22 protein-coding genes and 3 pseudogenes are annotated in these 25,056 nt (G+C 59.9%); 19 read left to right on the top strand and 6 right to left on the bottom strand.

Annotated elements, in window-relative coordinates; genetic code table 11:
• Positions 1 to 52 precede the first annotated feature (52 nt).
• Complete coding sequence (locus C4N04_RS16605; protein WP_077994894.1) at positions 53 to 1,075, top strand: glycosyltransferase family 2 protein; 1,023 nt, start codon at positions 53 to 55, stop codon at positions 1,073 to 1,075.
• Positions 1,076 to 1,173: 98 nt separating this feature from the next.
• Here C4N04_RS16605 and C4N04_RS16600 read toward each other — a convergent pair.
• Positions 1,174 to 1,938: pseudogene (locus C4N04_RS16600) on the bottom strand (Crp/Fnr family transcriptional regulator).
• A 342-nt stretch (positions 1,939 to 2,280) separates the two neighbouring features.
• Here C4N04_RS16600 and C4N04_RS16595 point away from each other — a divergent pair.
• Entirely contained in the window at positions 2,281 to 2,931 is a 651-nt protein-coding gene (locus C4N04_RS16595; RefSeq protein WP_009996208.1) for a sugar transferase, read from the top strand.
• A 31-nt stretch (positions 2,932 to 2,962) separates the two neighbouring features.
• Here C4N04_RS16595 and C4N04_RS16590 read toward each other — a convergent pair whose 3' ends face one another.
• Both C4N04_RS16590 and C4N04_RS16585 read right to left on the bottom strand, forming a co-directional pair.
• Entirely contained in the window at positions 2,963 to 3,262 is a 300-nt protein-coding gene (locus tag C4N04_RS16590; RefSeq protein WP_009996210.1) for a hypothetical protein, read from the bottom strand.
• A 370-nt stretch (positions 3,263 to 3,632) separates the two neighbouring features.
• Complete coding sequence (locus C4N04_RS16585; RefSeq protein ID WP_077994907.1) at positions 3,633 to 4,742, bottom strand: acyltransferase; 1,110 nt, start codon at positions 4,740 to 4,742, stop codon at positions 3,633 to 3,635.
• A gap of 253 nt (positions 4,743 to 4,995) precedes the next feature.
• Between C4N04_RS16585 and C4N04_RS16580 the strand changes: the two genes are divergently transcribed.
• The 17 genes and pseudogenes from C4N04_RS16580 to nuoG all read left to right on the top strand — a co-directional run bounded on the left by C4N04_RS16580 (position 4,996) and on the right by nuoG (position 22,412).
• Positions 4,996 to 7,314 carry a membrane-bound PQQ-dependent dehydrogenase, glucose/quinate/shikimate family gene (locus tag C4N04_RS16580; protein WP_077994895.1) on the top strand — a complete coding sequence of 773 codons (2,319 nt, stop codon included), beginning with the start codon at positions 4,996 to 4,998 and terminating at the stop codon, positions 7,312 to 7,314.
• 57 nt (positions 7,315 to 7,371) lie between these two features.
• A pseudogene (locus C4N04_RS16575) lies at positions 7,372 to 7,677 on the top strand (adenylate/guanylate cyclase domain-containing protein); the annotation flags it as partial.
• Between the two features lie 92 nt (positions 7,678 to 7,769).
• A pseudogene (locus tag C4N04_RS16570) lies at positions 7,770 to 7,892 on the top strand (sugar ABC transporter ATP-binding protein); the annotation flags it as partial.
• Positions 7,893 to 8,042: 150 nt separating this feature from the next.
• Complete coding sequence (locus tag C4N04_RS16565) at positions 8,043 to 8,543, top strand: NADH-quinone oxidoreductase subunit J (RefSeq protein ID WP_009996280.1); 501 nt, start codon at positions 8,043 to 8,045, stop codon at positions 8,541 to 8,543.
• Positions 8,543 to 8,845, top strand: coding sequence for an NADH-quinone oxidoreductase subunit NuoK (gene nuoK / locus C4N04_RS16560; RefSeq protein ID WP_038690941.1), 303 nt, complete (start codon positions 8,543 to 8,545; stop codon positions 8,843 to 8,845). Before C4N04_RS16565 ends, nuoK begins: the two co-directional genes overlap by 1 nt.
• A 4-nt stretch (positions 8,846 to 8,849) precedes the next feature.
• Complete coding sequence (locus tag C4N04_RS16555; protein ID WP_077994896.1) at positions 8,850 to 10,313, top strand: monovalent cation/H+ antiporter subunit D family protein; 1,464 nt, start codon at positions 8,850 to 8,852, stop codon at positions 10,311 to 10,313.
• Positions 10,310 to 10,564, top strand: a complete 255-nt coding sequence (locus C4N04_RS16550) for a hypothetical protein (RefSeq protein ID WP_077994897.1) — start codon at positions 10,310 to 10,312, stop codon at positions 10,562 to 10,564. The genes C4N04_RS16555 and C4N04_RS16550 overlap by 4 nt, the downstream gene beginning before the upstream one ends.
• Positions 10,557 to 12,317 (top strand): Na(+)/H(+) antiporter subunit D, encoded by a 1,761-nt coding sequence (locus C4N04_RS16545; protein ID WP_106796556.1) that lies wholly within the window; start codon positions 10,557 to 10,559, stop codon positions 12,315 to 12,317. Before C4N04_RS16550 ends, C4N04_RS16545 begins: the two co-directional genes overlap by 8 nt.
• An 8-nt stretch (positions 12,318 to 12,325) precedes the next feature.
• Complete coding sequence (locus tag C4N04_RS16540) at positions 12,326 to 13,801, top strand: NADH-quinone oxidoreductase subunit M (protein WP_106796555.1); 1,476 nt, start codon at positions 12,326 to 12,328, stop codon at positions 13,799 to 13,801.
• Positions 13,798 to 15,237, top strand: a complete 1,440-nt coding sequence (locus tag C4N04_RS16535) for an NADH-quinone oxidoreductase subunit N (RefSeq protein WP_077994900.1) — start codon at positions 13,798 to 13,800, stop codon at positions 15,235 to 15,237. The genes C4N04_RS16540 and C4N04_RS16535 overlap by 4 nt, the downstream gene beginning before the upstream one ends.
• Before the next feature lie 129 nt (positions 15,238 to 15,366).
• Positions 15,367 to 15,732 carry an NADH-quinone oxidoreductase subunit A gene (locus C4N04_RS16530; RefSeq protein WP_038692760.1) on the top strand — a complete coding sequence of 122 codons (366 nt, stop codon included), beginning with the start codon at positions 15,367 to 15,369 and terminating at the stop codon, positions 15,730 to 15,732.
• Positions 15,720 to 16,223 carry an NADH-quinone oxidoreductase subunit B gene (locus C4N04_RS16525; RefSeq protein ID WP_003582024.1) on the top strand — a complete coding sequence of 168 codons (504 nt, stop codon included), beginning with the start codon at positions 15,720 to 15,722 and terminating at the stop codon, positions 16,221 to 16,223. The genes C4N04_RS16530 and C4N04_RS16525 overlap by 13 nt, the downstream gene beginning before the upstream one ends.
• Positions 16,220 to 16,756 carry an NADH-quinone oxidoreductase subunit C gene (locus C4N04_RS16520; RefSeq protein WP_009989232.1) on the top strand — a complete coding sequence of 179 codons (537 nt, stop codon included), beginning with the start codon at positions 16,220 to 16,222 and terminating at the stop codon, positions 16,754 to 16,756. Before C4N04_RS16525 ends, C4N04_RS16520 begins: the two co-directional genes overlap by 4 nt.
• Before the next feature lie 29 nt (positions 16,757 to 16,785).
• Complete coding sequence (nuoD, locus tag C4N04_RS16515; protein WP_077994901.1) at positions 16,786 to 18,000, top strand: NADH dehydrogenase (quinone) subunit D; 1,215 nt, start codon at positions 16,786 to 16,788, stop codon at positions 17,998 to 18,000.
• 18 nt (positions 18,001 to 18,018) lie between these two features.
• Positions 18,019 to 18,531: an NADH-quinone oxidoreductase subunit NuoE gene (gene nuoE, locus C4N04_RS16510; protein ID WP_010056746.1), complete on the top strand. Its 513-nt coding sequence runs from the start codon at positions 18,019 to 18,021 to the stop codon at positions 18,529 to 18,531.
• A 4-nt stretch (positions 18,532 to 18,535) separates the two neighbouring features.
• Positions 18,536 to 19,801 (top strand): NADH-quinone oxidoreductase subunit NuoF, encoded by a 1,266-nt coding sequence (gene nuoF, locus C4N04_RS16505; RefSeq protein ID WP_077994902.1) that lies wholly within the window; start codon positions 18,536 to 18,538, stop codon positions 19,799 to 19,801.
• A gap of 31 nt (positions 19,802 to 19,832) precedes the next feature.
• On the top strand, positions 19,833 to 22,412 hold the full coding sequence (nuoG, locus tag C4N04_RS16500) for an NADH-quinone oxidoreductase subunit NuoG (protein ID WP_106796554.1): 2,580 nt from the start codon (positions 19,833 to 19,835) through the stop codon (positions 22,410 to 22,412).
• A gap of 176 nt (positions 22,413 to 22,588) precedes the next feature.
• Here the strand turns inward: nuoG and C4N04_RS16495 are convergent, their stop codons facing one another.
• Genes C4N04_RS16495 through nuoH form a run of 3 tightly spaced genes read right to left on the bottom strand, consistent with a single transcriptional unit; the run spans position 22,589 to position 24,653 of the window.
• A complete protein-coding gene (locus C4N04_RS16495) occupies positions 22,589 to 23,029 on the bottom strand; it encodes a CBS domain-containing protein (protein ID WP_106796553.1) in 441 nt (146 codons plus the stop codon).
• Positions 23,030 to 23,074: 45 nt separating this feature from the next.
• The gene (locus tag C4N04_RS16490; RefSeq protein WP_077994904.1) at positions 23,075 to 23,641 is read right to left on the bottom strand and encodes an NADH-quinone oxidoreductase subunit I; all 567 of its coding nucleotides are present in this window, start codon (positions 23,639 to 23,641) and stop codon (positions 23,075 to 23,077) included.
• Positions 23,642 to 23,651: 10 nt separating this feature from the next.
• The gene (nuoH, locus tag C4N04_RS16485; RefSeq protein WP_077994905.1) at positions 23,652 to 24,653 is read right to left on the bottom strand and encodes an NADH-quinone oxidoreductase subunit NuoH; all 1,002 of its coding nucleotides are present in this window, start codon (positions 24,651 to 24,653) and stop codon (positions 23,652 to 23,654) included.
• Between the last annotated feature and the right edge of the window lie 403 nt (positions 24,654 to 25,056).

The raw sequence follows: 25,056 nt of genomic DNA, 5'->3' as shown, positions 1-25,056 counted from the left end.
CGCGCAACTATTCATCTATTCATTGCAGGATGGATAATGGTCAGGACAGAATATGAGTTATAGGGCTTCCGCCACCAGTATCTCGCATTACGCAAAAGCCCGCCTGCGCCGCTCGCTCAAGGCTCGGCAGGTTCGCTACGACCTGCTGCGCAACGGGCTCAAGCAGGCGCGTCACGTCGTCATTTGCGTCATGCGCGACGAAGGGCACCGGCTGGCATTTTTCCTCCAGTATTATCGCGATCTCGGCTTCGAGCACTTCATCTGCATCGACAACGGCTCGACAGACGGCACAGCCGAATTGCTGTCCGGCTTCGACGATGTCTCCCTTCTTTCTGCTCACGGATCCTACAAGGCGGCGAGATTTGGAAACGACTGGATCAACGAAGTCATCAACCGGCACTGCCAGCAGAAATGGGTCCTCTATGTCGACGCCGATGAGTTCCTGGTTTATCCGCATTGCGACACACGACCGATCGATCAACTGACCGCCTATATCGATTCCACCGGCGGTCATTCGCTGCGCTCGGTGATGATCGACATGTACAGCCGGCATCCCGTTCTCGAAAACATATGCGAACCCGGCCGCAATCCGCTCGAGGTCTGCAATCTCTTCGACCGGTCCGGCTATGTCGCGCATTTCGACGAACGCAACTGGACGATATGGATCAAGGGCGGCGTCCGCGGCCGGGTCTATTTCCATGACCGGCTCTGGGATGGTCCCGCGCTCAACAAGATCCCTCTCGTCTATATCGAAGGTGAACGTCTTTTTCTCAAATCATCGCACCAGGTCTGGCCGCTCTCCCTGAATTTGGGCGACATGCGCGGAGCGCTCGGCGTATCCGGCGCCCTTCTGCATTTCAAATTCCTGTCGACCTTCGTTCACAAGGTTGCCGATGCCGCGCACCGCTCCCAGCACACGGAGGAATATGCGGTATATTCCTCGAGCAAGGACAAGGATGATTTCGTCTACGACGATACGGGCACCTACCGCAGCTGGAAGGATCTCTCCGATCACGGGCTTATTCAGGGTGAAGGATGGAAATACTGGAAGAATGCCTCCGAAAGCGACGTCTAACCACTATTATCGGGAAGCCGCTTCAACCGCCGTCAAACACAAGCCCCGCCGAGGCGGGTTTTGTCGAGGCTTTCGCTGCCGCATTCGTCGAGGCGCCCTCAAGCAATGGACGCCACACCATCGGCGTAGGCTTCCAGCGCCTTCCGATTGAGAATACGGACTTTGCCCTGCATGCCGTCGACCACTTTGCTTTCGCGCAAACGCCGCAGGCATTGATTGACCTTTTCGCGCGACGCCGGCAGCGTCGCCGCCAGGTCATGTTGGGAGATGATCAGCTCATCGCCGCTATGTTGTGCATCCACTTTGTACACGGCAGAAAGGCGCAGCAGCGTCCGGGCCAATCTCTGCCTCAGGTTCGATCCAGCGTTGCAAATGATCCGCAGTTCGAGTTCGGAAACACGCGCCAGCGCCTTCGACAGGAGCTTCACCTGAAATTGCGGATCGTTCGCACACAAATCCCGCAGCAAACGACCATCGAAGTAATGCAGTTCGCAGTCCGATGAGGCGCGATATTCCAGGCTGAGGGATTGCTTGCGCAACACCTTCAATTCGCCGATCAAGCCGCCTTTTGGGATCATCTCCACGATGAACTCCTGTCCATCGGCAAGCGGCGTGCTTGCGCTCACCATTCCGCGCTGGACGCAGGCGAACATGTCGATGGCGTCCCCGGCGCAGCCAATCACCTCACCCCGTCGAAACTATCGAACACTCGAACGGCAAAACGGGAACTCGTGATCCAGATCACCACGGCCGCCGTATATGATATCTGCAGGCCCTGAAGTAACCGCTTCGCCTATTCGCGCCGCGCATGCACCAGTCTCGTTATCTCTTATAGTCAAATTACAATAATATAAAGTATTCATCTTGATTTATATACAACTAGTGACTAATGCTCACATAAATATACAATATAATGCAAATTTAATTCTAACTCATCGATTATTTTAAGCCACGACCGGATTTTTATACGATTTATGACAATCACTGAACGAAAGATTGGATCTATAGAATAATATCGTCCACTTTCATTAATTAATAATATTTCGTTTATATATCCAAAAAGCAAACAGTATCGTAAAGCTTTAAAAGAAGAACTTTGGGAAATAAAGAATTTATTCACCATTATGACCTCGGTCACAGACGTCAAACTTGTATTGAATCAAGCTTCGGATGGTATTTCTGGGATTCGCCCAACGGAGACGCGGATGGCGGGAAAAAATCAGGGCATCAACCCAGCTGACCTTTGGCGGCGTAGCACCGGGGTGCGGAAGGAAGGGCGTCCCTTCAATTCGTCAAAATCCCATACAATCAGCAGAATTTTGAAGCGCGCGTTAGACTTTGTCATTGCGGCATCTCTTTTATTTCTTCTGTCGCCGCTCCTTCTGTCGGGAGCAGTCATTATAATGCTCAGCGATCGGGGTGCCGTTTTCAAATCCCATCGGCTTATCGGCTATAGGGGAAAAGAGTTCGGTTGCCTCAAGTTTCGGACGACACGATCAGACGCAACGCCCAGCCTGCATGCGGCTATCGTCGGTGACATCCTGACGCGATCGAGCCTCTACAAGCTTCCGCAACTGATCAACGTGCTGCTTGGGCAGATGAGCCTCGTCGGGCCTCGCGCCATTGCCAAAGAGGAACTGCCCCATTACGGCGAACACGCCTATGCCTACGTCGCAGTCCGTCCTGGCCTGACCGGTCATTGGCAGATCAGCGAACACGTCAGTTATCAGAATAGAGTTTTCCTCGACGTCGAGTATCTGCGCAATTGGACACTCACGTTGGATTTCATGATAATGGCAAAGACTATGGCGGCCCTGCTTTCCAGGCACGCTTTACTGCCCAAGACGGACCTGTAGGGTCGTTCGGTTTTCCCTCATACTCGTAGCATTATCCGTGGGGGCGCTTGCCGGTCATAGGATCGCGCTCGGCAACAGAGTTCCTTTTCCGGCGCTTTCGCATATGCTCCCACAACGAGTAGGCGAATAGACCCGCCAGATAGCTCACTTCCATCAAGACAAGCGCTTGGAGGCAGTAGGCGATCGCATCCGAGAAGGAGGAACCTTTCAGCAGGATCACAGCACCCAAGGCAACGACCAGCAGAAATGCAAAGGTTGCAAAGGCCCAGGCGCGAATGGTCGCTCCAGCAGCGATGGAGATGGCAACCACGACAAGCGCGCTCTTCAGCATTAACCCGCTCCTCTCTTCACATCTCCTTTAAACCGCCGGCTGCCTCAATGACATGGCAAAAGCTCAAAGTCGAAGCGAAGTTCGATTAAAGTATTTTATCTATTATTGTTAAAATATTCCTAAAACACGCTCAGTAAGCCGACCGAACCAAGCGCAGAATATTCGGCTATTCATCCGACAGGGACGCTCTATCGTCCGAAACCAAGAGATGTTTGCGGCATGCAGCAAGATTAATGCACGTCATCATGTGCAGTAAGCCTCCTCCTTACCACGACAGAGTGATGAGCCTCCCCCGACAATCGACCACGGTTCAACGAAACAGGGCTCGCCGGTGAATGGCGAGCCCTGCTGATGTCCTGCATCGATAAGGCTATTTCGAGACTGCGGCGGCCAATTGCCGTTTTGCGCCGCGCTGGAGGCTGAAATTTTCAAGCCAAGTAACTTGTTTCCTCAATTTCAACGCCGGCTTTTCGATGAATCTCCACGAGAAGGCGGCAAAGCAGGTCGCAAGGATGCTACAGACAATGCCGTTCAACCACCAGTTATGCGCCCAAGATCCGAGCGCTACGAACGCCTGTTGAATGGGATAGCCGTAGAGAAAAACGCCATAGGAATAGTCGGCCCCACTGAGAATGCCAAGCTTGCGGGGCGAGGTCAGGCCGAGGAAGACCGTGACATATCCGATTGCCGGAATGGCAATGAAATCTCCAAAGGAAGTGAACCAATAGGCCCATAATATGATTGTGGCCGAAGCAAGGAAAATTCTCACATCCCAGAGAACCTTGTCCTTGTAGAGATAGAAGGTCACCCCCATGAGAAACGCGCAGATGAGCAGATTGCCCGACGCGGTCGTGGGCATGGTTGCCCAATCGCTCTCATGTTTCCAATACCTTGCGATACCGAAGCTGATGATCAAAGCCGGCGTTGCGATAAGGGCGATCACCCGCCGCCTGACCACGCCGAGCAGAAACAGGGCGGCGATCGCGGCATAGCACTCAAGCTCGAAGGGCACCGTCCAGAGCTGCCCATTGACCATTGCGGCGTCGGGATTATCCAGGAATACACCGGGGAGATTGAAGTGGATGTGGCCTGTGACATTCAGCAGATAAGTAAAGAACTGAGGATCGGTGAAATAGTCACTTAGGTCATACTCTGTATAGATCGCTCCGAGTATAAAGGCTGCCAGCAATACCTCCACCGCAAGGGCAGGGTAGATCCGGATAAATCGGTTGCCGAGAAAGGAGATCAATGTCTTCGACCGTTCAAGACTGCCAGCCACTAGGAATCCGCTCAAGACGAAGAACATCGGCAGCACTGATTTGATGACAGGACGGAAAGGCGACTCCCAGAGAAACAGGTCATCGCCGTATGTGACGCGGGCCGTATGTATCCAAAGTACTGAAAAAGCTAACAGTAATCGCATATAATCGAATCCTGTCGGTCGCCCTTTCGCTAGATCAAGCTTTTCGCCGAGAAACATCTGTGGCCCTTTCAGAAGTATTGACTCGATTTGGATTGGCAAGCTGTCGCCGCAGCGCAGCGGCGGCATGATTGCCGGGTCGGGACCGCGTGTCAGTGACCAGAGCTACATTAGGAAAAATTGAAGGAGAGAGCGCCCCTCTCCCGAAGACGAGGCAACTGACCACAACCCAATCGCCCTGCACTTTCCGCGGCGCCATGCGACGGTTGGAGTTGGACCAGGCGATCGGGCAGCGAATTCAAATGAGGAAACCATGAAATTTCTGGCCAGGCTGTTTTTGATTGTTCTCGCCTTTATCGGATTGGGCCTGATAGGAGGCGGCGCCCTGCTGCTCAGCCTCGGTGGCTCGCCCTATTACGCGATCGGCGGGGTTGCCTATCTGGCTGCCGCGCTTCTGCTGTGGCGCCGGCAGATGTCTGGCGCCCTCATTGTCCTGCTTGTCGCAGCTCTCACCCTTCCCTGGGCACTATGGGAGTCGGGTTTCAATTTTTGGGCGCTCTTTGCGCGTTTGATGTCCCCCATCGCACTGGCGGGCTTTGCACTTCTCTTTGCGCCGTCGCTGTCGCCAACCGCCAACCGGAAGCTCTTTTACGGCGGCACTTTGCTTGCGGCGATCCTGCTCGCGGCGGGGTTCAGCCTTGCTTTCACGCCGCATGGGCTGATCCGCCCTTCCGCCGATATCCCCGCCTATAAGACTGCCAAGGGCAACAACTCCCCCTCCGACTGGACATCCTATGGCCGCAGCACGGCCGGGGATCGCTACTCCCCATTCGATCAGATCAACCGCGGCAATGTTGCCAAGCTCGATCTTGCCTGGACATATCGCACCGGGAAAAGCGATGGCGCCGACCAGAACACGCCGCTGCAGATCGGCGACACGATCTACACCTGCACGCCGACGGACGTGATCGCAGCGCTTGACGCAGATACGGGCAAACCGCGCTGGACCTTCGATCCGAAGGCGGCGGCGCCGTACTGGCAGCGCTGCCGCGGCCTCGGTTACTACAAGATGCCATCGGAGGCCCAATCAGCCGACGGTCTTTGCAATGAGCGTCTGGTGCAGACGACGATCGATGCCCGCCTCCTGGAGATCGACAGCAAGACCGGCGCGTTCTGCAAGGGCTTCGGAGACAATGGCACCGTGCGGCTTTCCCAGGGCATGGGTGAAGTCAAGTCAGGTTACTATTTCCAGACATCGGCCCCGCTGATTGCCCGTAATCTGATCGTCGTCGGAGGCTGGGTCATCGACAATCAGGAGGTTGGAGAACCCTCGGGCGTCATCCGCGCCTTCAATGTCGTCACCGGCGAACTCGAATGGGCATGGGATCTCGGCAATCCCGAGATCACCAAACTCCCGCCGGAGGGCCAGACCTATACGCGGGCCACGCCGAACATGTGGACGACTGCGGCATTCGACGACAAGCTCGGCCTCATCTATGCACCGCTCGGCAATACCACCCCGGATTATTACGGCGTCAATCGCCCGGCTTTCGCCGATCAATACAATGCCACTTTGGTGGCGCTCGATGTCACGACGGGACGGGAGAGATGGAAGTTCCAGACCGTGCATCACGATATCTGGGACTATGACCTGCCGGCCCAGCCGGTTCTGCTCGACCTGCCCGATGGCAATGGCGCCACCGTGCCGGCTCTCCTACAGACCACCAAACGCGGGCAGCTTTTCCTGCTCAACCGTCAGAGCGGTGTACCCCTTGCCGAGGTTCAGGAGAGACCAGTGCCGCAGGAAGGCGGCGCACCGGAAGAGAAGCTGTCTCCGACGCAGCCCTATTCCGTCGGCATGCCGACGATCGGTGCGGAACGGGTGACGGAGCAGACGGCTTGGGGACTGACGATGTTCGATCAGTTAGCATGCCGCATCGCCTTTCGAAAAATGCGCTACGACGGCGATTTCACCCCGATCGGCCCGCAATATGCGATCCAGCAGCCGGGAAATCTTGGCGGCCTCAATTGGGGGAGCGTGTCGGTCGACCTGCCCAACAACCGGGTCTTCCTGAACGATATCCGCGTGCCCAGCCTCTTCGCACTCATTCCCCGCGGGGAGTATGTCGATTTTGCCCTAACCACGACCGCTCACGGCCCCTCCGCCCCGCAGCGCGGCACGCCTTACGGCATGGCCACCGAAATGTGGACCTCGAGACTCCGCGTTCCCTGCACGCAGCCGCCCTTCGGCACCGTCACAGCCGTGGATCTGAACACACGCAAGATCGCATGGCAGGTCCCGGCCGGGACCGCCGAACAGCTCGGGCCGTTTAAGATCAAAACCAATCTGCCGATGCCAATGGGCCTGCCGAGTTATGCCGGCACGTCGGCGACCGCCGGCGGCGTCGTCTTCTTTGCCGGCTTCCAGGATTATTACATCCGCGCCTACGACGCCGAGAACGGCGATGAGCTCTGGAAATATCCCCTACCGGTCGGCTCGAGCGCCACGCCCATGACCTACGTCTCGCCGAAAACCGGCAAGCAATATGTGGTGATCTCGGTTGGCGGAGCGCCATATTCCAAGGACAACGGCGATTACGTGTTCGCCTTTTCTCTAAAAGACGAAGATTAGCGCCGCTGCCGGTCACACTGTGCTATTTTGGTCCGATGAGGAACTGAGGCTACGAGCGTGACGCGAAAACTGGCGGCGATCCTGGTCGCGGATGTAGTCGGCTAAAGCCGTCTCGCCGGTGCGGACGAGGATCGCATCCTGGCGCGGCTGAGAACCCTGCGCAGCGACCTGGTCGATCCGACAATCGCCGTGCACAATGGCCGTATCGTCAAGCCCACCGGCGATCGAAGCCTCATCGAGTTTCGCAGCGCCGTCGACGCCGTGCGCTGCGCGATCGAGGTGCCGACGGCGATGGTCGAGCGCAATATCGGCGTGCCTCCGGAGCATCGCATCGAGTTCCGGGTCGGGATCCTTTGCGATGTCACCGGAATTGCCGAACCAGAAGTCAATCTTGGTCTTATCGGCGGCAGCGGGACCAGCAAGAATCGCTGTAGCGAGAAGGGCGCCGGCGGCGCGGCGCTCCGCCGATGAACCTGCTGAAGGCGACAGTGCGCGATGGCCGGCTGGCGATTGCAGGTTCCGATGCCAGCCTGCCCCTGCCGGCCCGCTTCGCCCAAGCCGCCGTCAATGGCCGCGAAGGCTGGCCTGGTATCGCTCCGCCGATGACAATAACCTTGTGAAAAAGCTCATACTAGGGCACAATTTATGAACGCATCTGAAGTTGCGGCACGATCTCATAGCCGGCCGTCTCGCGCCGAGTGACAGTTCGCGCCGGAGGGGCGGCGTCGATGGATCAGGGGTTCTTTCTTCTGTTCGCTACGGTGTCCGTGGTCACCGCTCTGACGGTGGTCCTGGCGCGGAATCCGGTTCACAGCGCATTGGCGTTGATGGCGTGTTTCCTCAATATCTCGGCCATCTTCGTCTTGCTCGAGGCGCCGTTCCTCGCGGTTATCCAGATCTTTGTCTATGTCGGCGCGATCATGGTCCTGTTCCTGTTCGTGATCATGATGATCGATGTGCGCGAAGCGGTGTTGCAGCGGTTCTTGCCGGGCGGCAACCTGTTGGCTCTGGTGCTGGTCGTCGTGCTTGGGCTCGAGATGCTGGTGCTGGTGCTCTGGAGCGACCGCTTTTCGGTCATCGAACCTGTCGCCATGCGCGGCGGCGATCAGATCAGGCAGCTCAGCACGACACTTTTCGCCGACTATCTCCTGCCGTTTGAAATCGCCTCCGTGATCCTTTTGGCGGCCCTGGTCGGCGCCATCGTGCTGGCGCGGAAGGAGCAGGACTGATGGTTCCGCTCTCGTGGTATATTGTGCTTGGAGTGGTCCTGTTCGTGATCGGAGCAGCGGGCGTACTGATCAGGCGCAACATTCTGGTGGTGCTCATGTCGCTGGAGCTTTTGCTCAACTCCGTCAACATCAACTTCATCGCTTTCGGGCATTACTACGACGATTTCCGCGGGCAGATCTTCGCGATCTTCGTCATCGCAATCACCGCGGCGGAGGTTGCCGTCGCCCTCGGTATCCTGGTCGCCCTCGTGAGGAACAAGTCCACCCTCAAGGTCGACGACGTGACCATGATGAAAGGATAGCGGTTTGGACCCGGTGATATCGATCCGGCCGCTGCTTGCCGTTGCCGTCGCAGGCATGGCGGCCCTTGCGATTCTCCTTCTGAACAACCGCGAGAAACTCCGCGATATCGTCTCGCCCTTGGCCGCAATCGTCATGTTCGCGATTGTCGCCTCGATGGCACCCACCGTGCTGGCTGGCGGGACGATCGATTTGCGCCTGTTCGAGATCCTGCCGGGGATTGACTTCGCTTTCCGGGTCGATGCGCTCGGCATGGTGTTTGCCACCGTCTCGTCGCTGCTGTGGATCGTGGCCGCGATCTATTCCATCGGCTACATGCGGCACTTGAACGAGCATGCGCAGACCCGGTTCTTCGCCTGCTTCGCCAGCAGTCTGGCCGCCGCCGCCGGGGGTGCCTTCGCCGCCAATCTGTTTACGCTGGTGATCTTCTACGAGGTGCTCAGTCTCGTTACCTATCCCCTCGTCTACCACCACGAGGACGAGCAAGGATGGACGGGCAGCCGCAAGTACCTCGTCTATCTGATGGGCGCGTCGAAAAGCGTGCTGCTCGCCGCGCTGGCGCTGACCTACCACATTGCGGGGTCGCTCGACTTTGTGAGGGGCGGGCTGCTGGCGGGAGCTGATGCCTCGGCGCTGCTGCTGACGGTCGTTTATTTCTGCTATCTCTTTGGCTTCGCCAAGGCCGCGGTGATGCCGATGCACGCCTGGCTGCCTGCCGCGATGGTGGCTCCGACACCGGTCAGCGCGCTCCTGCATGCGGTGGCCGTGGTCAAGATGGGCGTGTTCTGCGTGCTGCGCGTGGTCTTCCATGTCTTCGGCGTCGAGCTGGTGGGGAAGCTGGGCCTCGGCATCGCCACGGCCTATCTGGTTTCATTCACGATCCTCACGGCATCGATCTACGCCCTCACGCGGGACGACCTGAAGGCGAGGCTCGCCTATTCGACCGTCAGCCAACTCTCCTACATCGTGCTGGGCGCGGTTCTGTTGTCGCCGGTCGCGATGGTCGGCGGGATCGTTCACATCGCGGCGCATGCGTTCTCCAAGATCACACTGTTTTTCTGCGCGGGTTCAATCTATTGCGCGTCTGGCAAGCGCAACATCAGCGATATGGCTGGGATCGGCCGCAGGCTGCCCTGGACGATGGGGGCGTTCCTCATCGGTTCGCTCAGCATGATCGGGATGCCGCTGACCGCGGGCTTCGTCAGCAAGTGGTATCTGGCACGGGGTTCGGTGGAGGCGGGGGAAATCCCCTTCCTGATCGTGCTCCTCATAAGTTCGGTCCTGAACGCCGCCTATTTCCTGCCAATCAGCTATCTCGCCTTTTTCGGGACTGAGGCACAGGAGGGCCCCGCGACGGTTCGGGAAATTCCGATGGTCACCATCCCGCTGGTCGCGACCGCCATCCTGTCGGTGCTGATGGGCATCTTCCCCGGCTATTTCCTCACCTTGGCGGACGGAGTGGTCAGATGATCAAGCGCGTGGTCGATTTCTTTGGTGCCGAAATATATGCGCATCAGCGGCGCCGGCTGTTTTATCTGGCGCTCGTTGTTATCGTGATCGCCGACTTTCTCGTTCCCCGCGAACACGCCGAATACCTGTGGGACCGCCTGCCGGGCTGGTCGGCCGTCTACGGCTTCGGCTCCTGCGTGCTGCTCATCTTCGTTTCCAAGTTTCTCGGCCATCGGGCTGGGCTGATGCGGCGCGAGGATTACTATGACTGACTTCATCCATCCGGCCCTGCTCTTCATTCTCGGCGCTCTGCCGATCCCATTCCTCAGAGGATCGATCCGCAAGGCTTATCTGCTGCTGATCCCGGCGTTGGCGATCCTCGCCGTGGTTACGATGCAGCCGGGCAACTACGGCGCGGCGTCGTTCCTCGGGCAGCAAATCCAAGTCGCGAAGGTCGACAAGCTGAGCAGCGTCTTCGCCACGGTTTTCACCATCATGGCCCTGATTGGAACGGTCTACGCGCTGCACTTGCCTCGCCCCGGCCAGCACGTCGCTGCGTTCGTCTACGTCGGGAGCGCGCTCGGCGTGGTATTCGCCGGCGACTACCTGACGCTGTACCTGTTCTGGGAAGGCATGGCGTTTGCCTCTGCCTATCTGGTCTTCGCACAGGGCGGCCGGCAAGCGATCAGCGCCGGGTTCCGGTATCTCATGGTCCATATCACCGGCGGCGTCGTCCTGCTTGGCGGCATCATTCTCTACGGGCTTTCAACAGGCTCGCTACTCCTAGACCCGATCGGCGGGGGGATGGGCGCCGGCGCCTACTTGATCCTTGCCGGGTTCCTTCTGAACGCCGCCGTGCCGCCGCTCAACGCCTGGCTGACCGACGCTTACCCTGAGGCAACCGTCACCGGGGCGGTATTCATGAGCGCCTTCACCACCAAGACCGCCGTTTATGTGCTGGCGCGCGCGTTTCCGGGAACCGAGCTTCTCGTTTGGCTCGGCATCGCGATGGCGCTTTACGGCGTCATCTATGCAGTACTGGAGAACGACTGCCGGCGCCTGTTGGCCTATCACATCGTCAGCCAGGTGGGTTATATGGTGGCGGGCGTCGGTATCGGGACCGAGATGGCTGTCAACGGCGCCACCAGCCATGCCTTTGCGCATATCCTATACAAGGCGCTTCTGTTCATGGGTGCCGGGGCGGTGATCTACGTCACCGGCCGGCGCAAGCTGACCGAGCTTGGCGGGCTCTACAAGACCATGCCGCTGACGGTGGCGCTCTACATGGTCGGCGCCTTCGCGATCTCGGCATTTCCCTTCTTCTCGGGCTTCGTCACCAAATCGATGGTGATCGCCGCCGCCGGACAGGATCATCGGGCGCTGGTGGTGCTGGCGCTGACAATGGCATCGTCGGGGACCTTCCTGCACACGGGCTTGAAGCTGCCGTTTTACATGTTTTTCGGCACGGACCGGAAACTGGAGGCGCGGGAGCCGCCGCGCAACATGCTGGCCGCCATGGGAATGGCGGCGGTGCTTTGCATTGCGATCGGAGTGTTCCCGCAGCCGCTTTATGCGCTTCTGCCCTATCCGGTCGACTTCGAACCTTACACTGGCCTCCATGTCACGGAGAGCCTCGGCTTGCTGATGTTCACTGCCTTCGGGTTCGTGCTGTTCCTGCGGGCGCTCGACCCGGAAAACACCATTAGCATCGACACCGACTGGTTCTATCGCAAGGGCGGACGGGTCTTCATGTGGTTCGCCGAACGACCGCTGGCGCGCTACGAGAAGGCGGTGAGCGGGGTGTCCGAAACCGCGGCGCTACCCCTGCTGTATGGGGCGGCACGGGCGGGACTGCGGATCGATCTCACCGTGGTAGACGCCATCGTGAACGGCGTTGCCCGCTCGATCCTGCGCGGCGGCGGGCGGCTCCGGCAACTCCAGACCGGCGTCGTGACCCATTACGTGCTGGCGATGATCGTCGGTGTGATCGCGGCCACCGCCATCTTCGCCGTGGCGTGGCGGTAGGGGGTCCCATGGGGTTACCGCTACTCAGCCTCATCATATTCACACCCGCCGCCGGGGCAGCGGTTCTGATGTTTCTGCGCAGCGACGCTGCTGTGCGGTGGATGGCGCTGGGTGTCACCGTCCTCGACCTTGCTCTCTGCATCGCTATGTTGGTCGGTTTTGACACCACGACCCACGCGATGCAGTTTACCGAGACGCGCCCGTGGGTTCCTGCGCTCGGGATCACCTATGCGCTTGGCATCGACGGAATCAGTGCGCTCTTCGTTTTCTTGACCGCGCTGCTGGGCTCGACCTGCGTGCTCGCCTCGTGGGTCGCGATCGACCGCAAGGTGAAGGAATTCATGGTCAGTCTGCTGGCCATGGAGGCGCTGATGCTGGGGGTTTTCTGCGCACTCGACCTGTTCTTGTTTTACGTCTTCTGGGAAGCGATGTTGATCCCGATGTACCTGATCATCGGCGTCTGGGGCGGCGACGGCCGGGTCTATGCGGCTTTCAAGTTCTTCCTTTACACGCTGGCAGGCAGCGTCCTGTTCCTGGTCGGCGTCATCGTGCTCTATTTCAGCGGCGGCGAGACCTTCGACATTCTCGCTCTGACAGCACAGGATTTGCCGTTCCGGGTCCAGTCGTGGCTGTTCTTCGCTTTCCTGGTTGCCTTCGCGGTCAAGGTGCCGATGGTCCCGGTCCACACCTGGCTACCGGACGCCCATGTGCAGGCGCCGACAGCGGGCAGCATCATCCTCGCCGGAGTACTGCTGAAGATGGGCGCCTACGGCTTCCTGCGATTCTCGCTGCCGATGCTGCCGGAGGCGTCAGTGTATTATTCCACCCTGATGCTTTCGCTTTCGGCACTTGCGATCGTCTATGGCGGGTTGCTTGCGCTGGCGCAGGACGACCTCAAGAAGCTGGTGGCCTATTCCAGCATCAGCCACATGGGCTTCGTGACGATGGGGATTTTCGCGCTGAACCTCCGCGGGCTCGAGGGCGGTATCCTGCAAATGTTCAATCATGGCGTGACAACGGGCGCGTTGTTCCTGTTCGTCGGCCTGATCTACGAGCGGACCCACACCCGCAGCATCGCCGATTATGGCGGGCTGATGAAGGCAGCACCGGTCTATACCGCCTTTCTTGCCTTGTTCATCCTGTCGTCGATGGCGCTGCCGGGAACGAATTCGTTCGTGGGCGAGTTGCTCGTGCTGTCCGGCGGGTTTGCAGCCAACCCGGCCGTCGGCGCGGCCGCCGCTCTGGGCGCATTGCTGGGCGCGGCCTATCTGCTTGGCATGTATGGTAAAGTCGCGCTTGGTCCGGCGAGCGTCAGCGCCCGGTTCAAGATGCGTGACGTAAACGCCCGCGAGCTCGCTGCGATCCTGTCGCTGAGCGTCTTCGTGCTCTGGGTCGGGCTCTATCCAAAACCTTTCCTCAACATCATCGATGCCTCGGCGAAACATCTGCTGGCGCAGGTGCACGGTGAGGAGAGCGGCCAATGACCGCCGCTGCGCTTCTCCAGTCGGTCCTTGCGAGCCTGCCCGAGATCATCGTGATCACAGGGGCCTGTATCCTGCTGATCCTCGGACAGTTTGTGCCAAAGAGACAGGAATATTTCCTTGTCTCGGCGTCCGTTGCCATCGTGCTGTTTGCCGCCTTGGCAACACTGATGCTGGCGGGCGAGGTGCGGCCGGCCTACACGGGCATGTTCGTCGCCGACCGCTTCGCGGTCTTCTTCAAGTTCGTGTTCTATTTGGCCACGGTTCTGACATTCCTCCTCTCGCGAAAATATGCGGATGTCGAAGGGATCGGCAGCAGCGAATACTATGTCCTGCTGCTCTTCGCGCTTTCGGGAATGATGATCATGGCGTCGGCCACCGATCTCCTGTCGATCTATGTGGGCCTCGAACTGGTGGTGCTCTGTACCTATGTGCTGACCGGCTTCCTGCGGCGAGAGCGGCGATCGAACGAAGCGGCGCTGAAATATGTGATCCTTGGCGCGGTCTCGACCGGGATTTTCCTTTACGGCGTTTCGCTGGTCTACGGGCTGACCGGCACCACGCAACTGGACGCGATGGCTGCAGCGGTGACCGGCGATCCGCTCGATCCCGGATTGCTGCTGGCGGTCGTCTTCATTGTCGCGGGGCTGGTCTTCAAGGTCGGCGCGGTGCCGTTCCATATGTGGGTTCCGGACGTCTACGAAGGCGCGCCGACGACGATCACCGCCTTCATGTCGGTCGGCCCGAAAGCGGCAGGGTTCGCGGTTATCCTGCGGGTGTTCCTCAACCCTCTGGTCGCAGCCTCGGACGTCTGGATCATCGTCGCCGTCATTGCGGTGGCGACGATGGCGCTCGGCAGTTTCGTCGCGCTGGTCCAGGATAATTTCAAGCGCCTCCTGGCCTATTCCAGCATCGCTCATGCCGGCTTCGCCATTTTCGGCGTGGCCGCCGGCGGCGCCGATGGGATCGCCAGCGTGATGCTCTATCTGCTGATCTACGCGTTCATGAATCTCGGCATTTTCGGCACCGTCATCATGATGCGGAACGGCGATTTCTCGGGCGAGGTCATCGACGACTATGCGGGTTTCGCCAAGTCGCATCCGGGGCTGGCGCTTCTGATGCTGCTCTATCTCTTCTCGCTGGCCGGCATTCCGCCGACGGCCGGGTTCTTCGCCAAGTTTTACGTGCTGGTCGCCCTTGTCGAGCGTGGTTTCGTCATGCTTGCGGTTATCGCAGTACTGCTCAGCGCCGTCGCCGCCTATTTCTACATCCGCATCGTGATGGTGATCTACATGCGCGAGCCTAAGAGGGCGTTCGCCCCGGCACTGACGCCTCTGGTCGGCGCGACACTCGCCGTCACCGCTGCCGGCACGATCGGCATCGGCCTGTTTCCGTCGTGGTTTCTGAAGCTTGCCCAAGATTCGGTATTTGGCGGGTGAGCGATTGGATTTGCAATGATCACACCGACGGAATAGACTTGAAAGCAGAGGAAGGATTGCCCAAGTCGCGCCGCGGCGTGACCGATTTACCCGATCGGGATGAGGTCGATGGGCGACCGGTGCAGTGACATGACTGCAATGGAATTCTTGCCGGTTCTTTTCATGGTCGCCGGAGTCGTTCTGGTGACGGGGGTGACGTTGTTCGTCTCCTCGCTGCTGCGCCCATCCAATCCTTATCCCGCCAAGAACATGCCCTATGAATGCGGCATGGACGCCGCGGGCGAGGCGTCGGCGGGCCGCTTCAGGGTACCGTTCTTTATTCTCGCGATCCTGCTGGTCGTTTTCGATGTCGAAGCGATGTTCCTCTTTCCCTGGGCTGTCGTCCTGAAAGAGATCGGGCTGGTCGGCTATATCGAAATGATCGTCTTCATGGTGCTGCTTCTCGTGGGCTTCGCCTACGCCTGGCTGAAAGGAGCGCTGGAATGGGAGGCGTAAACAACGCGATCCGCGACAGCGTGCTGTTCACCACGGCTGACAGCATCATCAGTTGGAGCCGCAGATCGGCGCTGTGGCCGGAGACCTTCGGCATCGCCTGCTGCGCCATCGAGATGATCTCCGCCGGTTGCGCCCGCTACGATCTCGACCGGTTCGGTGTCGTGTTCCGCCCTTCGCCGAGACAATCCGACGTCATGATCATCGCCGGCACCGTGACACGGAAATTCGCGCCCGTCGTGCGGCGGCTCTATGACCAGATGCCGGAACCACGCTGGGTGATCGCAATGGGCACCTGCGCTATTTCGGGCGGGGTCTACAACACCTACGCCGTGGTGCAGGGATCGGAAACCTTCGTGCCCGTCGATGTACATGTGCCTGGCTGTCCGCCCCGGCCTGAGGCGCTGATGCACGGCTTCCTTCTGCTTCAAGAAAAGATCAAGAGGTCGCGGGCACTCGCCGGCACGCCTCTGGATCGGGTTATAGCATCATGAGTGCGGAGCCGTCCCTCAATCGCGCTCCGATCATGGAGCGCTTCGGAGAAACAATCGAGGACCTCGGCACTGCGCACGGCATCGAGGCCTTTGCCGTTCCGCCGGAGAGGATCGTCGAGTTCTGCCGGTTCCTGAAAGAGCATCCGGCGCTGCAATTCAATTTCCTCTCGGACGTTTGCGGGGTCGATCATTATCCCGAAATGCCGCGGTTCGAGGCGGTCTACCATCTCTATTCGCTGCCCAACAGGCGGCGGGTCCGCATCAAGTGCCGCCTTGGCGATCCCCCTGAAGTGCCTTCGGTCACGGGAGTCTGGCGCACCGCCAACTGGCATGAGCGTGAGGCCTGGGACATGTATGGCATCCGGTTCACGGGACATCCCGATCTGCGCCGGATCTATATGTGGGAAGGCTTCGAGGGCTTTCCTCAGCGCAAGGATTTCCCCCTCAGGGGCTTTAGGGACAAGTTGAACCCCTTCGGTGCCGAAGGTCCGCCGCCAACGCAGCCCGACCTTGCCACCAGGGACATTCCGTAGGGGAGGCCGTTCGACGCCGGACCGTTGAGATGACTGAAGTCACCGAACTCAGCAGGCCTGAGGGCGAAGCGCTCAATACCAGGGAAGTGCTTCTCAACCTCGGTCCGCAGCACCCCAGCACCCATGGGGTTCTTCGGCTCGTCCTCGAACTGGACGGCGAATTCGTCGAGCGCGTCGATCCGCATATCGGCTACCTCCATCGCGGCACCGAAAAACTGGCGGAGAGCTTCACCTATACCCAGATTTTCCCGCTGACGGACCGGCTCGACTATCTCTGCCCGCCCTCGAACAACCTTGCGTTCGCGCTGGCAGTGGAGAAACTCCTCGGCATAGAAGCACCGATCCGGGCGCAATATATCCGCGTGATGATGGCCGAGCTGTCACGGATCTCCGGTCACCTCCTGATCACGGGCGCTTTGCCGATGGATCTCGGCGCCATGACCGCGCTGCTTTACGTCATGCGCGAACGTGAAATGATCATGGACCTCCTGGAAATGATCACCGGTGCGCGCATGCACACCTCGTTCTGCCGGGTCGGCGGAGTGCGCGAGGACTTGCCTGACGAATTCTTCCCGAAGATCCGGGAGTTTTGCGACATCTTCCCGAACCGGATCCGCGACTATGAGCGACTGCTCGAAGATAACCGGGTGTTTCTCAATCGCACGAAGGGGATCGGCGTGATCTCCGCCGAGGATGCTGTCGATCTCGGCCTCAGCGGCCCGAACCTGCGTGCGTCCGGTGTCGACTGGGACATCCGGCGCGATGAGCCCTACGAGATCTACGACCGGCTGGATTTCAACGTCATCACCCGTGACGAGGGCGATTGCTATGCACGCTGGCGATGCCGCGTCGACGAGATGCGCGAAAGCATAGGGATCATCGAACAATGCATCGACCAGATGCCTGAGGGGCGGTTCCAGATCGATATGCCGACAATCGCCTTCCCGCTGGACAAGGATCGGGTGCACTGCTCGATGGAGGCGCTGATCCAGCATTTCGACCTGTCGGCCTACGGCTTCAAGGTGCCGAAGGGCGAGGTCTATTCGGCAATCGAGGCGCCAAAGGGCGAGCTTGGCTTCTACATCATCAGTGACGGCTCGCCAAAACCGTTCCGCATGAAGGTGCGGGCACCCTCGTTCGTCAATCTTCAGGCCCTCTTCGGGGTCACCAACGCCCGCTATCTGGCGGACATGATCGCCGTGCTCGGCAGCCTCGACCCCGTGATGGCCGAGGTGGACAAGTAGCAGAGGATTTGGAACGTGATGGCCATGCGCGAAAAGATCGAAGAGGCGGCGGCGCGGTATCCCGACCAGCGCTCGGCGATCATGCCCGCGCTTCGGATCGCGCAGCGGGAGCATGGCCATCTGCCTGGTCCGGTGCTGGAGGAGGTCGCCAACATTCTCGGGGTCGAGCGGATCTGGGTCTACGAGCTGGCAACCTTCTACACGCTCTTCCATACCGAACCGGTGGGCATGTTTCACCTGCAGCTTTGCGACAACGTCTCCTGCATGCTGTGCAGATCCGAGGACCTGCTGAGGCATCTGGAGGAGGTCCTCGGGATCAAGAAGGGCGAGACCACCCCGGACCTGCTGTTCACGCTTTCGACCGTCGAATGCCTCGGCGCCTGCGAGATGGCTCCAGTGATGCAGGTCGGCGACGACTATCACGGCGACCTCGACATCGCGCGAATCGACGCGCTTCTCGACAGGTTGCGAACGGAGGCGGGGCAAGCGACTGGTGCCGATCTCGCCTCAGCAGCACCGCCGGGAGAATAGCCTCATGTTCGAACCGATCCTCCTCAAGAATGTCGATGTTCGGGATGGCCATCTGCTCTCCACCTTCGAGGCCGGCGGAGGCTACCAGGCTCTGGCCACGGTACTTCGCGAATACACGCCCGACGAGGTTATTGATCTCGTCAAACGGTCCAACCTGCGCGGTCGCGGCGGTGCCGGATTCCCAACGGGCATGAAATGGGGTTTCGTACCGAAGCGGACCGGCAAGCCGACATATCTGTGCTGCAACGCCGATGAGGGCGAGCCGGGCACGTTCAAGGACCGGATCATCATGGAGCGCGACCCGCATCAGCTGATCGAGGGGTTGGCGGTAAGTGCATACGCGATTGGGGCCGAAACCGCTTATGTCTACATTCGCGGAGAATATGTGACGGCGATCCGTCGGTTGGAGCAGGCGATCGCCGAGGCCCACGCAAAGGGTTATCTCGGAAAACGCATTCTGGGCTCGGATTTCAATTTCGCCGTACACATCCACTGCGGCGCCGGCGCCTATATCTGCGGCGAAGAGACTGCGATGCTCGAGTCGCTCGAGGGCAAACGGGCGCAGCCGCGATTGAAGCCGCCATTTCCGGCCGTGGCGGGGCTCTACGCCAGCCCGACAGTGATCAACAATGTCGAGACGCTCGCTTGCGTGCCGCATATCGTTATGCGGGGGGCGGACTGGTTTCGGGGCATCGGCCCGGACAAGAGCCCCGGCCCGAAGCTCTACTGCCTCAGTGGGCAGGTGCACAAACCCGGCCTCTATGAATTGCCGATGGGCATACCGCTGCGCGAACTGGTCGAGAACCACGCCGGCGGCGTGCTGCCGGGACGCAGAATCAAGGCGGTGATCCCGGGCGGGGTCTCAGCGCCGGTCATACCGGAGCACGGGCTGGAAGTGAGGATGGATTTCGACTCGCTGGCTGCCGCCGGTTCGATGCTCGGTTCGGCTGGCGTTATCGTGATCGACGACTCGACCTGCATGGTCAAGGTCGCGACCCGGATCATCGAATTTTTCCATCATGAGTCCTGCGGCAAGTGCACGCCGTGCCGGGAAGGATTGAACTGGACCGTAAAAGTATTGCGCCGGATTGAGACCGGGGAAGGTGCTGCCGGCGATCTGGAGCAGCTGGAGATGCTCTGCAAGGGCATTTTCGGCAATACGTTTTGTGCCTTGGGTGACGGCGCAGCGATGGGATTGCGGGCGGCACTCGCGCATTTCCGCGATGAGTTCGTCGCCCATATCGAGGAGCACAGGTGCCCCTTTCACTGAAGCCTGCACCGCGACAGGACTGCGAGGAAGTATGGTTAGCATTACGATCGATGGACGAACGCTGGAAGTTGAGGCTGGCTCGACAGTGCTACAGGCCGCCCGGCGTTTGGGCATCGATATCCCAACCTTCTGCTATCTGAAGCGCCTGCCGCCGCTGGCCTCCTGCCGCATGTGCCTGGTGGAGATCGAGGGGCAGCGGCGGCTGCAGCCGTCCTGCGCCACCGCCGTCACCGAGGGTATGGTGGTGCGGGCGAACACAGCTCTGATCGAGGAAACGCGCGCTTCCATGCTCGATATGCTGCTCGCCAACCACCCCCTCGACTGTCCGATCTGCGACAAGGGCGGCGAATGCGAGCTTCAGAACATGGTGATGGCCTACGGGCCTCGCAAAAGCGAGTTTCACGATCCCAAACGTGTCTTCCATTCCGAGGACATCCGTCTCAGCCCGGTCATCATCATGAACGTCAACCGCTGCATCCAGTGCCAGCGCTGTGTCCGGATGTGTGAGGAGGTCGTCGGCGCGGTCGCCCTGGGTACCGTCGAAAAAGGCATGGATACCGCCGTCACCGGCTTCGAGGGTAGTCTCGCAAGCTGCGACCAGTGCGGCAATTGCGTCGAGGTCTGCCCGGTCGGCGCGCTGATGAGCTTTCCCTATCGCTACAAGGCGCGGCCCTGGGATCTGGTCGAGACCGACACGGTCTGCCCGCATTGTGGCACCGGTTGTCAGTTGACGGTGGGCACGCGCAAGGGCGAGTTCATGCGGGTGCGTTCGAAGTGGGACGAGGGGCTTAACCGCGAAGTGCTCTGCGTACGGGGACGCTTCGGCCTCGATTTCGTCGAGAGCCGGGACCGGATCAAGCGACCGATGATCCGTCGTGATGGTACCCTGGTTTCGGTTTCCTGGGACGAAGCGGGGGACTATCTGCGCCAGCGGCTGTCGGCCGTCGAGGGCAAGGCTGCCGGCGGGCTGGCCTCGCCTCGCCTACCCAACGAGATACTCTATCAGTTTCAGAAGCTGATGCGGACGGCATTCCAGACCAACAGCATTGATTGTTCGTCACGCTGGTCCACGCCCTTCGATACGCTCGGCCCGCTAATGGCAGCCTTCAACAGCCGCGCACCGCTGGACGAAGTGATCGGCAACGACTGTGTGCTCGTGGTCGGCGGCAACGTCACCGAGGAGAACCCGGTCACCGAATACCTGCTGCGGGATGGCGTGCGGCGGCGGCAGACCGGATTGCTCATGCTCTCGGCGCGGCCATCCCGTCTGGATGCCGATGCCAGGGTGGTGGTTCGCGTGCCGCCGGGCGGAGAAGCGGCGTGCCTTGCGGCGGTGGTGACCGGTCTCGTAGCGGCAGTTGGTGAGGCCTTGCCGGGCACCGTTCTTGCGGGCATCGGCGCGGCAATCGGCAAGTCAGCGGTGGAAACCGGAATTGACGGGCCCGATCGTCTGGCCGCGGCGCTCAAGGACGGCCGCAGCGTCACCGTGCTTGTCAGCGTCGACCTCCTGAGATCACCCGAAGCGAGCGCGACGCTGCAGCAGATCAATAATCTGCTGCAGGCTCTGCGCCTGCTCGGCAAGGACCTGGCGATGCAGTTCCTCTTCGACCGTGCCAACCAGATGGGCGCCTGGGACATGGGAGTTCTGCCGGCGGCTCTGCCGGGGCTGCGGGCGGTAACCGACGAGGTAGCGCGCACAACTCTTGCGCGGAACTGGGGCGCCGAAATCCCGTCTGAACCCGGCGCGGATCTCGACGCCATTCTGGAGCTCTGCGTCGGCGGGCGAATGGGCGCTCTCTACATCGTCGCAACCGACCCCCTGATTGCCTATCCCGACAGGGATTTCGTGTCGCGGGCGCTTGGCGCCGCCGATCTCCTGATCGTGCAGGACGCCTTCCTCACGGATACGGCGGGCCTTGCCGAGGTCGTCCTACCCGCGGCAGGTTACGGCGAGGAAACCGGCACGTTCACCAACAACGAGGGCCGAATCCAGAAGGTCCGCAAATTCCGCGAACCCGCCTTCGAGGCGCGGAGCAATCTGGCGATCTTCGACTTCGTCGCGGCGCTTCGCAACCAGGCACTGCGGCCGTCGACGCAAGGCGAAATTTTCGACGAGATTGCGCGGTTTGTTCCCGCCTACCAGGGATTGACGCAGGACGGACTTGGCGCCGACGGCGCATTCACCAAGGCGGTGCCGACGGCACCTGCGGCCAGGTTCTTTGCGCCGCCGCCCGTCCCGCCAGCAGCCGACCGGCTCATGCTGATCACCGGGGACTGCCTGTTCCACAACGGCTATCTTTCCGAACGGTCGGACATCCTGAACACGGTCGCCAATGATCCCTATGTCGCGATGAGCGCGCAGGATACCGCACAGCTTGGCCTTTCGGATGGCGATCAGGTCATTGTGCGTTCCGCCCAGGGCGAACTGACGGCCCAGCTCAAGGTCGACGGGCGGTTTCCCAAGGGCCTCGTCTTCGTTCCGGAAAACTATAGAGCCTTGCGTCTCAACGGCCTGATGCGGCGGGGTGAATACCCATGCCCGGTGGAGGTCCGGAAGGTGCAGGCCACGCTTGAGGTCGACCGCACGAGCCGGATCTGGCGTGGGGTCTGAAGATTTGGGGTCGGGGCGCCGCGCCGCCCGCAAGCTGCCCTGCCCCAATGCGTGTCGCCCGGAAGTGTGCAGCGGTTCCGGGATAACGACATGCAAAAAAACAAAGGGCTAAAGCGCGTCGCATGGATCAAATTTGATGCGACGCGCTTTAGCCTCCTCACATCAAGCTGGCGGCATCAGTGATACCTGGTTCCGCAGATGTAATCCTGCAGTTCCTGCTCTGTGCGCTGCGCTTCCTCGAGCCTATGTTTAACCACGTCGCCGATACTGAGCACGCCGACAACGTCGCCTCCATCCAGAACCAGCACATGACGCGTACGCCGCTGGGTCATGATCCCCATCACGACGGGTAGCAAATCTCGTGTCGAACAGGTCGCCACACTGCGGTTCATGACATCCGCGACGCGCATCAACGCCGCCTCGGACCCGTATTCCGCCACCGCATTGCAGCAATCCCGCTCCGATAGCGAACCCAGGTATTCGTCGTTCGATTGGCCGACGACGACGAAGCCGATATTGCTGTCGCGAAACAGCCTCAAGACTTCCAACATCGTCTGATCGGGAGCAACCGCGATGACACCGACACCCTTGTTCTTCATGATTTCGCCGACAAGCATCTGAGCCTCCTGTCTGCGCGCTCCGGATTGACGGATGGCGCGCGTTCACGTTCGCCGGATATTCCGCCACCAATTGTAGCCCTGCTTCTCTTTCGTCTCGACGAGCACGTCCTTCTTTGTGTTCAGGCGTGCGGTAACCACGCCGCCGCCGGTTGCCGCCTTGCCCGGCTTGGCGAGCAGGTCGTCGCGCCCGATCACCAGGTCACGCGAGGAAAAACTCGAAAATTCGTACTGCTGGCCGAGCGCGATTGCATCGGCTGGGCAGGCGTCCTCGCACAGCCCGCAGAACAGGCAGCGAGCCGTGTCGATCTCGAATTTGGCCGGGTGCCGGTTGCCCTTCTCGTCCTCGTAGGGGACGACTTCGATACAGTCGCAGGGACAGATCCGCGCGCAGAGTTCGCAGGCCACGCATTTGATCTCGCCTGCTTCATCACGCTTCAGGAAGTGATGCCCGCGATAGCGGGAATAGGGCAACCACTTTTCCTTGTCCGGATATTGCATGGTGACCGGCTTGGAGAACATGTAGCCGAAGGTCAGAGCCAAGCCGTTCGCCAGATCGGCGAAGAACGCCCAGCCGATCCATCTTCCAGCTTTGTCCTGCGCGCGCGACATCGCCGCCTCGCTACGGAGCCGCCATGGCCCCTAAAAGTACACCGGTTACAATTATGTTCGCCATCGACAGAGGAAGCAAGACTTTCCATCCGATCGCCATCAGTTGGTCGTAGCGGTAGCGGGGGAAAGTGAAGCGGAACCAGATAAACACATAGACGAAGAATGCCACCTTGACCACAAACCAGAGCAGTGGTGGCAAGGGGATTAGGATACCGTTCCAGCCGCCGAAAAACAGGATCACCACCAGGACCGACACCAGCAACACGATGGCATATTCGCTGACCATGAAGAACGCAAAGCGGATACCGCTGTATTCCGTATGGAAGCCGGCGCCCAGATCGCCTTCCGCTTCCGAAAGATCGAAAGGAATACGCTGCGCTTCGGCCAGTCCGGCGACGAAGAACACGAGGAAGCCGACCGGCTGGTAGACGATGTTCCAGACATCGGTTTGGGCCCGCACGATGTCGAGCAGGCTCATGGATTGCGCCAACATGACCACCCCGACCACCGCGAACCCCATCGGAATCTCGTAGCTGATCATCTGCGCGCAGGTCCTGAGGCTGCCGAGAACCGCGTATTTGCTGTTAGCGGCCCAGCCACCGAAGATGACGCCATAGACCTCGATCCCGATCACCGCAAAGACGAAGAGCAATGCCACATTCATGTTGGAGACGTAGAGCGTGATCTCGGAGCCGAGGACCGAGATGCTTTCGCCGAAGGGGATCGCGACGAACACCACAAAGGGAGGGGCGAGCGCCAGTATTGGCGCCAGTTTGAACAGGAATCGATCGGCCTCGGCCGGGATGTGGTCCTCTTTGGTCAAGAGCTTGATTCCGTCCGCCACCGGCTGCAGAAGCCCATGCCACCCCACGCGCATCGGTCCCATCCGCTGCTGAATGTGCCCTGCGATCTTGCGTTCCAGCCAGGTCAGCGGCAAGGGCAGCAGCAGCAAGATCGCAATCAGAAACGCGACCTTGAAAACGATCAGGCCAAGGGCGACGATAAGCTCCATGATCCGCGGCTACTTATACATCGGGTTGAAACGCGCAACCGGACTTTGGCTCCGGCTATACGCTGAGCACTTGAGCACTTTGTCAGGCTACATAGTATAACGGCGACGCAGCTCTTACAATGCCACTACAGTTATGTGGTCGCTGCGATGATGTGTCTGGGTTCAGGACGGTTCGAGCCGACTGGTTCGATGCGCACGTGTGTGTATTGCGCTACTTGCGGATAAAACGATGGTTGTTTGTGAACCATCTGAAACCTGGCCATTGCCGGCATCTATGTATCCATACGCGAGGAACCGCGGAACTTGGTCGCGTGCGCGGGTCATTGCTGATGTATGCTGCGGATAAGATTCAGGCGGTGATCTGAGCAGAGGCTTTTTCGGCCTGGCGCAGCCTTTTCCACTC

Source organism: Rhizobium sp. H4, assembly GCF_003013335.1.
Lineage (GTDB): Bacteria > Pseudomonadota > Alphaproteobacteria > Rhizobiales > Rhizobiaceae > Rhizobium > Rhizobium sophoriradicis.
The sequence above is the reverse complement of the archived record's forward strand: the minus strand, read 5'-3'. Positions and strand labels throughout refer to the sequence as shown.

Excerpts from the sequence above, each read along its gene's own strand:
- C4N04_RS16605 (WP_077994894.1), top strand. The coding sequence starts at position 53 with ATGAGTTATAGGGCTTCCGCCACCAGTATCTCGCATTACGCAAAAGCC.
- C4N04_RS16595 (WP_009996208.1), top strand. The coding sequence starts at position 2,281 with ATGGCGGGAAAAAATCAGGGCATCAACCCAGCTGACCTTTGGCGGCGT.
- C4N04_RS16590 (WP_009996210.1), bottom strand. The coding sequence starts at position 3,262 with ATGCTGAAGAGCGCGCTTGTCGTGGTTGCCATCTCCATCGCTGCTGGA.
- C4N04_RS16585 (WP_077994907.1), bottom strand. The coding sequence starts at position 4,742 with ATGTTTCTCGGCGAAAAGCTTGATCTAGCGAAAGGGCGACCGACAGGA.
- C4N04_RS16580 (WP_077994895.1), top strand. The coding sequence starts at position 4,996 with ATGAAATTTCTGGCCAGGCTGTTTTTGATTGTTCTCGCCTTTATCGGA.
- C4N04_RS16565 (WP_009996280.1), top strand. The coding sequence starts at position 8,043 with ATGGATCAGGGGTTCTTTCTTCTGTTCGCTACGGTGTCCGTGGTCACC.
- nuoK (WP_038690941.1), top strand. The coding sequence starts at position 8,543 with ATGGTTCCGCTCTCGTGGTATATTGTGCTTGGAGTGGTCCTGTTCGTG.
- C4N04_RS16550 (WP_077994897.1), top strand. The coding sequence starts at position 10,310 with ATGATCAAGCGCGTGGTCGATTTCTTTGGTGCCGAAATATATGCGCAT.
- C4N04_RS16545 (WP_106796556.1), top strand. The coding sequence starts at position 10,557 with ATGACTGACTTCATCCATCCGGCCCTGCTCTTCATTCTCGGCGCTCTG.
- C4N04_RS16540 (WP_106796555.1), top strand. The coding sequence starts at position 12,326 with ATGGGGTTACCGCTACTCAGCCTCATCATATTCACACCCGCCGCCGGG.
- C4N04_RS16535 (WP_077994900.1), top strand. The coding sequence starts at position 13,798 with ATGACCGCCGCTGCGCTTCTCCAGTCGGTCCTTGCGAGCCTGCCCGAG.
- C4N04_RS16530 (WP_038692760.1), top strand. The coding sequence starts at position 15,367 with ATGACTGCAATGGAATTCTTGCCGGTTCTTTTCATGGTCGCCGGAGTC.
- C4N04_RS16525 (WP_003582024.1), top strand. The coding sequence starts at position 15,720 with ATGGGAGGCGTAAACAACGCGATCCGCGACAGCGTGCTGTTCACCACG.
- C4N04_RS16520 (WP_009989232.1), top strand. The coding sequence starts at position 16,220 with ATGAGTGCGGAGCCGTCCCTCAATCGCGCTCCGATCATGGAGCGCTTC.
- nuoD (WP_077994901.1), top strand. The coding sequence starts at position 16,786 with ATGACTGAAGTCACCGAACTCAGCAGGCCTGAGGGCGAAGCGCTCAAT.
- nuoE (WP_010056746.1), top strand. The coding sequence starts at position 18,019 with ATGGCCATGCGCGAAAAGATCGAAGAGGCGGCGGCGCGGTATCCCGAC.
- nuoF (WP_077994902.1), top strand. The coding sequence starts at position 18,536 with ATGTTCGAACCGATCCTCCTCAAGAATGTCGATGTTCGGGATGGCCAT.
- nuoG (WP_106796554.1), top strand. The coding sequence starts at position 19,833 with ATGGTTAGCATTACGATCGATGGACGAACGCTGGAAGTTGAGGCTGGC.
- C4N04_RS16495 (WP_106796553.1), bottom strand. The coding sequence starts at position 23,029 with ATGCTTGTCGGCGAAATCATGAAGAACAAGGGTGTCGGTGTCATCGCG.
- C4N04_RS16490 (WP_077994904.1), bottom strand. The coding sequence starts at position 23,641 with ATGTCGCGCGCGCAGGACAAAGCTGGAAGATGGATCGGCTGGGCGTTC.
- nuoH (WP_077994905.1), bottom strand. The coding sequence starts at position 24,653 with ATGGAGCTTATCGTCGCCCTTGGCCTGATCGTTTTCAAGGTCGCGTTT.